Here is a 10,770-nt window from a genome sequence, read left to right as displayed (position 1 = left end):
ATGTGAGGACTCATGACCAATCTTCCCGTGCCCAATCCGGCGCAAGCCTCCCCGGGCAACTTCATCACTGGCGCGCTGTGGAACGCCAACGTCTACAACGGCCTTACCTTCCTGCTCAACCCGCCGGTGTTCGTCGGCACGCAGGCAACCGCGCAGTCCATCGCGAACACATCGTGGTGGACTATTTCTTTGGACTCGACCATCGTTGACACGTACGGCGGCCACAGCAACACAGTTAACAACTCCCGGTATACCGTGCAGGTTGCTGGCTGGTACACCATCGCTGGTGGCTTCGCGATGGTGCCGGTAAACGGAAGTCTGCGCGCCGTGGGTGTGTGGATTAACGGCAGCCAGGCTTTGGCGGGCACGGGCTACGCATTTGGCTGTGATGGCAACTTCGAAGGCTGGGCGGCTCTCCCGACGCGGGACTACTACCTCAACGTAGGTGACTACGTTCAGCTCGTGGGCTGGCAGGGGACCGGCGCGGCACAAAACACGTCCATGAACAGCGGCATCCGAAGCGTCCTCTATGTGCGCTTCTCACACGCGTAACGGAAGGAACTTCCTTGTCTCTCTTTGGTGTAGACGTTTCCAGCTACCAGCCGTCCGACTTTGACGTGTCGGGGCTCTCCTTCGCCTTTGTCAAGGCCACCGAGGGTACCGGCTACGTGAATCCCAAGTACTCGGCACAGCTTGCCACCGCGCGCAACGCTGGCCTGGTGGTCGGCCACTACCACTTCGCGCACCCGGGCAACGCCGACGCTCAGGTGCAGCACTTCCTCAATCGCGTAGACGTGCGCCAGGGGGAGATTCTGGCGTACGACTGGGAGGCCAGCGGCGTGAGCCAGGCCGACCGGGACGCATTCATGAAGTCCGTCAAGGCGCTCCGCCCGGACCTCAAGGTTGTTCTCTACTGCAACCGCGACTTCTGGCGGAACGTGGACACCGAGAGCTACGCGGGGGATGGTCTGTGGATCGCTGACCCGAACGCCCCCGCCGGTCGGCCGAACATCAGCTTCCCGTGGGTCTTCCATCAGTACAGTTGGACCGGCGGCATTGACCGCAACGTGGCCCGCTTCGGCTCCATCGGTGAGCTTCGCGCGTGGGCTGGCGAGATCGCTCCGGCCCCCGCTCCGGCCCCCGCTCCGGCCCCCGCTCCCGCTCCGGCCCGCCCGCAGGTTTCCCTCAATCATGTGGTTGAGGCCGCCCGCACCGACCCTGGCGCAGCGCAGGGCTACCAGTCCCACCCGGACGATGTGCGGCCGGTTGAGGCCGCCCTTGTCGCGGAAGGACTGCTTGCGGCGCAGTACGGCTATGACGGTTCGTTCGGCTCCACCAGCGTGGCCGCGTACGCCGAGTGGCAGCGTCGCTGTGGCTACACTGGAGCGTCGGCCAACGGCATCCCTGGTCATGCCTCGCTCGCACTGCTCGGCCAGCGCCACGGTTTTGAGGTGGTGGCCTAATGTCCGAGGCACAGAACGAAATTGGAGTGGTCACCATCACCGCCAAGGAAATCTACGAGGTGGTTGTAGGCGTCCGCGATGACGTGCGCTCGCTGGCGCAGGATCAGAAGACCGTGGCGGGCACGCTGGCCGACCATGAGTCCCGCCTGCGTGGCGTGGAGCGCTGGAAGTACGGCGTCCCAGTGGCCACCCTTTCGGGGGTAGTCGCCACCGTGGCCGCCGTGGCCAGCTACATCAAGTAAGGAAGGAATTCCTCCCACCCCTTTGATAGTGAAATGGTGGGTCACTGAGTGGCCACAGATCTACCCGAACCTAATTGCGCAGGTTATGTGGTCCGGCCCAATTTGGGCCTGGCACCACTGGCACCTTAAGCGCCTCATCGTGCGCGAGTTCCGCGCACTCACCGAAAGGGAGCCCGAGTGAGCTTCGGTCCAATTTCCGGCAAGGTGACCGCCGCCACGGTGGCCGCCGCTGGTACCACGATGGTGTGCAACATCCTCGGTCCGTACGTCTTTCACGGCCAGGTCCCGAACGACATTCAGGGTCTGATCGACTCGACCATTGCGGCTGCCGTTACCTTCGGTGCTGGCTACCTGGCCCGCCACGTCGTCCCCACGGTCGAGCATGAGGCCGAGAAGATCGTCAGCGCCTCTGCCGTCAAGGCCGTGGCTTCCGAGGTCACCAAGCTGGCGAACATCCCGGCTGCCACGGTCGGCGTCCCTTCGTCCGCCGTGGCTCAGGCTCCCATCCCGCCGGTTGGCGGCTAGCCGGTGCACATCGCTTTCATCGGTCGGGCGCGCAGCGGTAAGGACTCTGCTGCTGCTCGGCTGGTGGACCAGTGCGGGTATGCCCGCGTGGCGTTCGCCGACCCGCTGAAAGAGGCCGCTCTCAAGCTGGACCCCATCGTGTACACGTACGTGTCTCACGATGGGCACGAGGCCACGGAGGAACGACTCTCCGAAGTGGTCGGCTACTCCGGTTGGGAGCGTGCTAAGGCCGAAGTCCCGGAAGTGCGGCGCGTGTTGCAACACATGGGCCAAGGCGTGCGCGACCTGGACCCCGAGTTTTGGATTCGTCAGGCCGTGGCCCGGATCGAGTCCGCCCCCGGGCCGGTCGTGGTCACTGACTGCCGGTACCGCAATGAGGCCGCCGCACTCAAGCGCCTAGGTTTCCGGATCATCCGTGTTCAACGTCCCCCGCACGGTGGGGAGTTGACCGGCCCGCAGCACGTCAGCGAGACCGAGCTAGACGACTACCAAGCAGACGCAACCCTGTTCAACTTCGGTTCCCTGCAAGACCTTTGGGACCGTGTGGACCTACTCTGACCAGAGCCCCCTACTGCCAAACCGGCGGTAGGGGGCTCTCTGCGTACACCGCCCGAATTCGGGCGGTGGCAACACGCCGCTGACCAGCAAGTTTGACCTGACACCCCGACAGGTCTACTGTTGGCATCAACAGCGAGGCAACCCGCCAAGCATGACAGGGGAGATCCACATGGCCGCCAAGCAGAACACCGACACCATCGACCCGGCGAAGCTCACCGAGGAGGTTACGGCGCTGATCGAGCGCATCACCGCCGTTGCCATCGCCGGTGAGGACACCACGCCGCTCAAGGAGGAGGCGGAAGCGCTGATCAAGCAGCTTCCGACGAAGGACCGCACGAAGCTCCGGGCGCAGGTGCGCAAGGCAGCCGAGAGCAAGCCCGCTCCCGAGCCGTCCACGGAGGTGGCCGTTACCGTCCCGGCCAGCTACCACGACGTTGAGGGCCTGGACGAGCTGGTCCAGATGGGTGCCGCGAAGGTTCGCGAGGGTATTTCCTCGCTGGCCAAGGGTTCCGAGGTGGCCAAGGAGATTGGCAACGTCCTTCTGGACATGCGCCGCCGGATCGTCAACCCGAAGACCGAGCTTCCGGACCTCCGGGCGGACACCGACATGGCCAAGAAGGCGTCCAGCGACATGTTCCAGACGGTTGAGGCCGCCATGAAGGAGGCGGGGAACTTCAACCAGGAAGTCATGGACTCCTACAAGAAGAGCATCCGGACTCAGACCGCCCACATCGTTGTCCACTACGTGGCCGCGCTTGACCAGAACCCGGATGAGGCACAGCACTTCTTCGCCAAGGCGCTGGAGCGCAACCCCGACATGTCGCCGACGGAGGCCGTCCGCAAGGAGTGCAAGATCTCTGACAAGTCGGAGATCGACAAGGCCCGCGAGAGGGCGCAGGCCAAGAGCGCGCTTGCTGCCGCCAAGAAGGCACTGGAGGCTGGCGAGGAAGCCGAGATGGACGAGGACGAAGCTCGGGCCATCGTGGACGCCGCGACCATCGCGCCGATCGACAAGGCCATGGGAGAACTCAGCAAGGCTACGAAGGCGTTCGCTGCCGCTCTCAAGATGGCTGGCCAGCTCGGTGAAGATGACGTGGCGCTCCTCAAGGAGACCATGAGTAAGTGGCTGGAGGAGGCCACCGTAGCCAAGGCCAAGCTGTAACGACTCGGTAACGGCCCCTGCTCTACTTGGGCGGGGGCTCAGCCGCATGGAGGACAGCATGTACAGAGCGATTGCCCGCCGCCCCGACGGCCGCGTGTTGGGGGAGCGGACGGCCGAGACGGCCGAGTTGGCCGCCCGGCTGGTCTTAATCCTGGCCAAGGCGAACGGCTGGACCGGCGACGAGAACGAAGCGGTGGCCAGCCTCATGGTTGGCGAACCGATCGAACACAAGGGCTTCGTCTACGAGGTCCAGGAAAGCCCCTGAGCGGCCCGTAGCCGCTCGTTCAGCCCCCGCCTGGCCAACCGGTCGGGCGGGGCCCTCGGAGAGGAGCAGGGACGGCATGCCGAAGGCTGAATACGAATTCAAGATCGGAACCATCCGTGCGGAGCACGGCACGTCTACCAACCCCGTGATTGTTACCGGGTGGGTGGTGAACGGGCGGGACCACGACCGACCGCTCCGAATGGATGTGTCACCGGCCGACGCGCGCCGATTGGCAGCGCGGCTGATTGAGGCCGCAGAGACCTCGGAGCGGGCCGAGGTCACCACCGCATGCCTGGCCGACATGGAGAGTAACCCTGGCTGGCCGCATGAGCCTGGCACCGAGGCCGCCAAGCGGCAGGCTGAGGCGTACGAGCGGGAGCGGGCCAATGTGCAGCCCGCCCCCACCATGACCTACTCGGAGCACTGTGGACACGTGCTCGGGGTAGCGCCGCAGTACGACAAGGATCATGTCGTCCCCTGCGCTCAATGCGGGAGCGAGACGCACACCGCGTGCCAGCACGGAGATGAGGACCGCCACTGTTCTCGGTGCGGAATCGACCACACTCCGGAAGAGTGCGTTTACAAGGTCTAGCCGCCCCGTATCGGCGCTCTGAGCCCCCGTCTGGCCCCCTGGCCCGGCGGGGGCTTTGTCGTGCCCGTAGAGGGCCGTACAGGGCTTCCGTTACGCACCGTGGCAGCCGGCCTTCCGGAGCGTAATCAGCGCAGGTGAGGGGCGGTGCCCATGACGGTATGACGGTTCTAGTTGTTCTTCTGGATAAGCCATAAGACCTCTAAGAGAAACCTAAACAGCCCTCCACTTCGTCATACCGTCATGCCGACCCCGGGCCGACGGCCGGAATCCCTCCCACCCCTTGAGAGGTAGTGATCCGACTACCCGAGGGAGGCCCGCCGCATGGCTGGCGTTCGCACAATTCAGCGCGGTGGCTCGCGCTTCTACATCGACCCGGACGACACGGCCGTCAAGGTCCCGGGCGTTACCTCCGTCATCGGCATGTTGCCGAAGCCGTTCCTCACGTTCTGGGCAGCGAAGCTGACCGCAGAGCTGGCGGTTGATTCCCTGCCGTTCGTTCAGCAGATGGCCGAGAGGGACCGCCAGGGGGCCGTTGACTACCTCAAGGGCGCGTCCCGCAGGTACACCAAGGTTCGGGCTGAAATCGGCTCCATGGCTCACGACGCCTTCGAGCGGCTGGCCCGTGGTGAGGCCGTCGGCCACGTCCACCCGGACATTCAGGCGCACGTCCGCCACTTCCGTGAGTTCCTGGCCGCTGTGAACCCGGAGCTGGTCCGTGCGGAAGACGTGGCCTGGTCCGACGAACACGAATACGCGGGGTCCTTCGATGCCATCCTGAGAATCTGGGTGGACGACGAACACCAGGTGACCCCGGACCGCTCCGGCCGCCCCATGCTGATCATGGCCGACTGGAAGACCTCCAAGGACGTACACGCCGAGGTGGCCCTACAGATGGCCGCGTACGCCAACGCTGACCGGATCGTCTCGCCGGACGGAACGAGCACGCCTATGCCGCACTTCGATGGGGCGGCCGTCCTCCACGTCACAGAGGATCAGTGGTCCTTCTACCCGGTCCGCATCGACGCCGACGTGTTCGAGTTCTTTCTCAGCCTGCGGCATGTCTTCAACTGGGACCGAGAGGCCAACAAGACCGTGATCGGCCGGAAGCTGGCCGCCTCCACGGCCAAGCTGGTGACCGGCACTCAGCGGCGCGCGCGCTAACTACCCGAGGGAGAGAAATGGTTGACTTCGTAGAGTGGCCGAAGACCCCACGCCTGTTCCGAGAGATCTGCATTACCGAGAAGATCGACGGGACGAACGCAGCACTCCACATCGTGGAGAACCCGGACCTCCCGGGGACCTACTCCATCACTGCCCAGTCCCGGAAGCGCATCGTCACCCCGGACAGTGACAACTACGGCTTTGCCCGCTGGGCTCACGCCAATGCGTCCGAGCTGATCGAACTTCTCGGCCCCGGGCTCCACTTCGGCGAGTGGTGGGGGCGCAGCATTCAGCGCACCTACGGCACCGACAAGCGCGCCTTCTCGCTGTTCAACGTGGACCGGCACAAGGACACCAAGGCCGTCATCGACGGCGTGTACGTCCAGCCCGTACCAGTCATGTACCAGGGTCCGTTCTCGGACGCTCCGGTCCGTGCGTGCCTTACCTTCCTCAAGACCCATGGCTCACTGGCTGTCCCGGGCTTCGGTGACCCCGAGGGCATCTGCGTCTGGCACAGCCAGTCCAGGAAGGTCTACAAGGTCACGCTGGACAACAGCGACGCTGGCAAGTGGGAGAACCCTGCCGCCGTAGCGATGCCCAAGGAGACCCGCCCGGCCAACTAATCCACCGCCCGAATTCGGGCGGTACCCCACCCCGACTACTCCCGGGGTGGGGCCCTTCCCATGCCCAGAAAGGGGTATGTATGCCTGGCCTTAACGCCATGCTCACCGAGGCTCGCAAGTGGGTTGACGCCGCTTACAAGGAGGGCCCCAACAACGAGACCCCGTTTGGCCGTTGGTACGGCGACGATAACGAGCCCTGGTGTGACCAGTTCGTCAGCTATGTGGGCGACGCCAGCGGGAACGGCGACGCCGTGGGGCGCTTCGAGTACTGCCCGAGCCACGTGGAGTGGTTTAAGAATCAGGGCCGCTTCGGCTCGGACCCGATACCCGGCGCGCTGGTCTTCTACTCGTGGAACGGCGACGGCGTGGCCGACCATGTCGGCATCGTCGTGGGCATCTCGGACTCAGAGATCACCACGTACGAAGGCAACACGTCCTCTGGCCAGGCTGGCAGCCAGGGCAACGGGGATGGTGCCTACGAGCGCACCCGCCCGCGCAACTGGCAGATCCTCGGGTACGGCTACCCGAACTACCCCGCAGACGCGGTCAGTCCGGCACCGGCACCACCGGTCCCCGCTCCGTCCGGCCCGTCCGCCCCGCCGTTCCCGGGGGAGTACCTGCGTCTCCGCTCTCCGATGATGCACGATGACAATGTGCGCGCGTGGCAGCAGCGCATGAGTGACCGAGGCTGGCACATCTCCGTGGATGGCTGGTTCGGTTCCGCATCGCGGGACGTGGCCGTTGCCTTCCAGAACGACAGCACCGCGAACGGCTGGCCGCTGGACGCTGACGGCATCGTTGGCCCGGCCACGTGGCGCGCCGCTTGGGAGCGTCCGGTTTCCTAGGAATCCCTCCCACCCCTTCGGTAGTAGCAGCACCGCTACTACCGAAGGAGAGGCCGTGGCCTACAAGTTCTCGGATGATCAGGTTCTCGAAACCCTGCGCGAAGTCGTGGCCGAGCGGCCCGAGTTGGTCTACGAGGCCCCGACCCACCAGCGCGACGACGCCGACCCGGGCATGTGCTTCTACGTCCACTACGACGCCGACGGCGAGAACCCGACGGCCGGATGCCTCATTGGAACGGTCTACAACCGGCTCGGTGTCCCGCTGGAGGAGCTGGCCCGGTACGAGGGCCGTCCGGCCAACGCGCTGGGCTCGGGTGGGCTGGTCCAGGTCAGTCGGGCCATGACCACTCTGTTGGTTTGGGTCCAGGAGGACCAGGACCAGGGTCGGACGTGGGCCGAGGCGCTGGGCCGGAACGAGCGCTTCGCGCCAACTGCCTTGGTCTGACCTCTTGTTGCCCCCGATGGCTTCGGCTGTCGGGGGCAACTGCGTTTCTGGGCACGGGAATTGCTCCCACCCCTTAATAACCAGAGAGAGGGAAAGCCTCCCAAACACGAAGGAGTGAGCGCGTGGCACTGCGTATCTTCGACACCGACCCCGACGCCAAGCCGAAGCCCCGCTTCTCGGATGACGCGGTGGGTCGCCTCCACTCCGGCAAGGCGGTGGACGGCGTCCCCCTGGCCCTCTCGGAGTGGCGGTTCTCGACCGGTGACCCGGAGGTTGCGGACGCCGTTCGCCAGCTCTTCGGCGGCACCGTGGAGGAGCTGGAGACCGACAAGGAGAACTTCATCTCCGTGGAGACCACATCTCCTACCATCCTGGTGGTTCTGGACGGCCCCAAGGCCGTCTACGCGGACATGAAGTTGTGGAACCGCAACAAGCTGGTCCACCACTGCGACGGCGTGGAGTTCCTGAGCCCCGACGAGAAGAAGGGCGTCCCGTGCGGCTGCCCGTCCCTGTTCGCGGAGCGCAAGCAGGCCGCCAAGGACTACGTTGGCCCGGCCCCGTCCATCTCGGTGACCTTCCGCCTGGCCGATGACTACGAACTCGGCAAGTTCCGCTTTCAGACCGGCTCTTGGTCCATGGCCGAGGTTCTGCACGAGTACGACGCCGCGCTGTCCCGCTTTGACGGCGAAGTCCTGGCAGAGCTGACCATCGAAGAGGTCTCGTACACCACCAAGAAGGGCCGGAACGTCAACTACTTCAAGCCCGTGATCAAGGTCCTGAAGTCCTACAGCGACGCCGTGGCCGAAGCCCCGTTCTAGTCCACCCCGCACCTCCCCAACAAACCAACCAAACAGGAGAGTTCACACCATGGCGTTCTACCTTGTCACCCGCACTGACGCTACCGACCTTGGCGAGTATGACGCGCTGATCGTGCGCGCCAAGGGCAAGCGGCAGGCGCTCAACCTGGTTACCCGCGCTGCCGCCGATGAGCCGTTCGCAGGCTTCAAGAAGGACGGTAGCAACGCCCGGGTGGAGCGACTGACCGACGGCCGGGACCACGACAACTCCGTTCTGCTGGCGTCCTACTTCGGTGCCTGATGGAGCGCTGCACGAAGTGTGAGCCCCGGAGCGAGATTCGTCCGCTCCGGGGTCTCCCCGATGACGAGATCAAACGGCCGCTCTGGGAGTGGCCCGCCTCGCAGGCGCGTGAGGTAATCCGCGAACGGCGTAGGCGCTTTGGTTGGGACGACGACGCAGAGGAGAGGGACCTTGGCTAAGGCCGAGATGCGCAGCGAAGTAATCACGATCAAGAAGGACACTGTCCGGCTGGAGCTGTCGCCCGCCGAGGCGGAGGCGCTGGCCGCCGTGATCAACCTGGTACAGGGGAGCCCGACCAACAGCCCGCGCAAGCTGGTCCTGGCCGTCAAGGACGCCCTGGCTGCCGCTGGCGTTCGCTCGGCGGCCATGACCACGCACGCCTACCGGCACAGCCTCAACGGGTTCACCTCGGTAACCCTTGGCGCTGCCACCCGCCACGCTGCCGAGTTGCTGACCGATACCAGCCGGGTGGCGTTCCGGGAGTACACGACCGTGTGGAGCAAGGCCGAGCGCGGAGAGGACAACTGACATGGGCAAGCGGGGAGTAGTCACCGACTACGCAGGCGAGGAGCTTTACGCGGGTGACTTGGTCGCCTACTCGGTCCGGCAGGGCAACCGGGTGCGCATGTCGGACGCTGTGGTTCTCAAGGTGACCGCCGTTCTGGAGGGTGGCCGCCTGCGTCCCATGCTGCATGTGCAGCCCACAGGCGTGGAGAGCGGGTTCACCAAGCGCCGGTCACTGCGGACGGAGTGGATCAGCGCGGAACACGTCCGGCTGGTCCGCGCGCAGGCGGACCGACACTGAGCCCACGGGGCCGGTCGTACCAACTCGGTGCGTCCGGCCCCTCTTTGCTGTACCAGCGCCCGAATTCGGGCGGTGAGGGAGAGACATGCACGGGCGGATTACCGCCACGTCGGCCACGGCCCTCGGGGACGTTCAGAAACTCAAGCAAGGGGACGTGCTCCACGTCCAGCGCGGTGCCGAGACGCGCCGTGACTTCGATCGGTATTGGGACGCTATGCGCACCGCTTGGTGGCGTGGCGCTGAAATCCATTGGGAGGACTGATGTTTGGCGCATTGCTTGCGCTGGTGTCCATGGGTTCATTCTTCCTCGGTGTGGCTCTGGCCAACGTCGGGGAGTGGCTTCGGGAGCAACAGGGTAGGCACCGTGGCTAACCCCAACAAGGCTAAGGGGACGGCGTGGGAATCCGCCGTCCGTGACTACCTCAACCGTGATCTAGGGCTGGCACACTCGGACGGGACGCCGCGTGACCCGTTCTCGCCGCTGAACGTCCGCCGTCCGGCGCAGGAGGGCGTCAAGGACGTGGGCGACGTGCACGCCGTGCCGTTCATCCTGGAGTGTAAGGACTGCAAGTCGTCTGCCATTCCAACTTGGCTTCGCCAGACCCGAGTTGAAGCCAAGAACGCAGGCTTTCCCTTCGGTGTGGCGGTGGTCAAGCTCCGGCGGCACGGTGTCCACTCCGGCAGTGTCCACTTCGATGTGCGCACCTGGACGCGCGTACGGCTGGCGCTCGGTCTCAAGTCGGCCGACATGTACGCCCGTTACGGCTTCAAGCTCTCCATGCGCGGGCTCGACACGTCCCGCTGGTACTTCACCAGTGACGTGTACTTCTTCTCTCGGATTCTGGCCGACGTACGGAAGGTGCTGGCATGAGACACCCGAACGACGAAAACGAAGCCTTCGTGGTGGCCCTGTTCGGCCTCTCGATGGCGTGGTTGCTCGTGCTGGCGCTCCTGTCTGGGAGGTAGGAATTCCTCCCACCCCTTTG

17 protein-coding genes are annotated in these 10,770 nt (G+C 65.0%); all 17 read left to right on the top strand.

What is annotated here, in order from left to right; all coding sequences use genetic code 11:
- The first annotated feature begins 12 nt into the window (after window positions 1-12).
- The 17 genes from P3T39_RS03875 (at window position 13) to P3T39_RS03795 (ending at window position 10,655) form a co-directional block, all read left to right on the top strand.
- Window positions 13-552, top strand: a complete 540-nt coding sequence (locus tag P3T39_RS03875) for a hypothetical protein (RefSeq protein ID WP_280695866.1) — start codon at window positions 13-15, stop codon at window positions 550-552.
- Window positions 553-566: 14 nt separating this feature from the next.
- Entirely contained in the window at window positions 567-1,463 is an 897-nt protein-coding gene (locus P3T39_RS37510; protein WP_348532804.1) for a GH25 family lysozyme, read from the top strand.
- Entirely contained in the window at window positions 1,463-1,705 is a 243-nt protein-coding gene (locus tag P3T39_RS03865; protein WP_280695865.1) for a hypothetical protein, read from the top strand. Before P3T39_RS37510 ends, P3T39_RS03865 begins: the two co-directional genes overlap by 1 nt.
- A 204-nt stretch (window positions 1,706-1,909) precedes the next feature.
- Complete coding sequence (locus P3T39_RS03860) at window positions 1,910-2,230, top strand: hypothetical protein (protein WP_280695864.1); 321 nt, start codon at window positions 1,910-1,912, stop codon at window positions 2,228-2,230.
- A gap of 3 nt (window positions 2,231-2,233) precedes the next feature.
- Window positions 2,234-2,788 (top strand): hypothetical protein, encoded by a 555-nt coding sequence (locus P3T39_RS03855; protein WP_280695863.1) that lies wholly within the window; start codon window positions 2,234-2,236, stop codon window positions 2,786-2,788.
- A gap of 169 nt (window positions 2,789-2,957) precedes the next feature.
- Window positions 2,958-3,950 (top strand): hypothetical protein, encoded by a 993-nt coding sequence (locus P3T39_RS03850; protein WP_280695862.1) that lies wholly within the window; start codon window positions 2,958-2,960, stop codon window positions 3,948-3,950.
- A gap of 58 nt (window positions 3,951-4,008) precedes the next feature.
- Window positions 4,009-4,215, top strand: coding sequence for a hypothetical protein (locus P3T39_RS03845; protein WP_280695861.1), 207 nt, complete (start codon window positions 4,009-4,011; stop codon window positions 4,213-4,215).
- 76 nt (window positions 4,216-4,291) lie between these two features.
- Complete coding sequence (locus tag P3T39_RS03840; protein WP_280695860.1) at window positions 4,292-4,807, top strand: hypothetical protein; 516 nt, start codon at window positions 4,292-4,294, stop codon at window positions 4,805-4,807.
- A 321-nt stretch (window positions 4,808-5,128) separates the two neighbouring features.
- Window positions 5,129-5,968: a hypothetical protein gene (locus P3T39_RS03835; protein WP_280695859.1), complete on the top strand. Its 840-nt coding sequence runs from the start codon at window positions 5,129-5,131 to the stop codon at window positions 5,966-5,968.
- 17 nt (window positions 5,969-5,985) lie between these two features.
- A complete protein-coding gene (locus P3T39_RS03830; RefSeq protein ID WP_280695858.1) occupies window positions 5,986-6,591 on the top strand; it encodes an RNA ligase family protein in 606 nt (201 codons plus the stop codon).
- A gap of 98 nt (window positions 6,592-6,689) precedes the next feature.
- Window positions 6,690-7,436: a CHAP domain-containing protein gene (locus P3T39_RS03825; RefSeq protein ID WP_280695857.1), complete on the top strand. Its 747-nt coding sequence runs from the start codon at window positions 6,690-6,692 to the stop codon at window positions 7,434-7,436.
- Between the two features lie 55 nt (window positions 7,437-7,491).
- Entirely contained in the window at window positions 7,492-7,881 is a 390-nt protein-coding gene (locus P3T39_RS03820) for a hypothetical protein (protein ID WP_280695856.1), read from the top strand.
- 122 nt (window positions 7,882-8,003) lie between these two features.
- Entirely contained in the window at window positions 8,004-8,699 is a 696-nt protein-coding gene (locus P3T39_RS03815) for a hypothetical protein (protein WP_280695855.1), read from the top strand.
- Window positions 8,700-8,748: 49 nt separating this feature from the next.
- The gene (locus P3T39_RS03810) at window positions 8,749-8,979 is read left to right on the top strand and encodes a hypothetical protein (protein ID WP_280695854.1); all 231 of its coding nucleotides are present in this window, start codon (window positions 8,749-8,751) and stop codon (window positions 8,977-8,979) included.
- A gap of 171 nt (window positions 8,980-9,150) precedes the next feature.
- Window positions 9,151-9,507 carry a hypothetical protein gene (locus tag P3T39_RS03805; RefSeq protein ID WP_280695853.1) on the top strand — a complete coding sequence of 119 codons (357 nt, stop codon included), beginning with the start codon at window positions 9,151-9,153 and terminating at the stop codon, window positions 9,505-9,507.
- 1 nt (window position 9,508) lies between these two features.
- Entirely contained in the window at window positions 9,509-9,784 is a 276-nt protein-coding gene (locus tag P3T39_RS03800; protein ID WP_280695852.1) for a hypothetical protein, read from the top strand.
- Between the two features lie 364 nt (window positions 9,785-10,148).
- Window positions 10,149-10,655, top strand: a complete 507-nt coding sequence (locus P3T39_RS03795; protein ID WP_280695851.1) for a hypothetical protein — start codon at window positions 10,149-10,151, stop codon at window positions 10,653-10,655.
- The last annotated feature ends 115 nt before the right edge of the window (window positions 10,656-10,770 follow it).

Source organism: Kitasatospora sp. GP82 (assembly GCF_029892105.1).
Classification (GTDB): domain Bacteria; phylum Actinomycetota; class Actinomycetes; order Streptomycetales; family Streptomycetaceae; genus Kitasatospora.
Note: the sequence above shows the minus strand (reverse complement) of the source record. Positions and strands in the feature narration are given on the sequence as shown.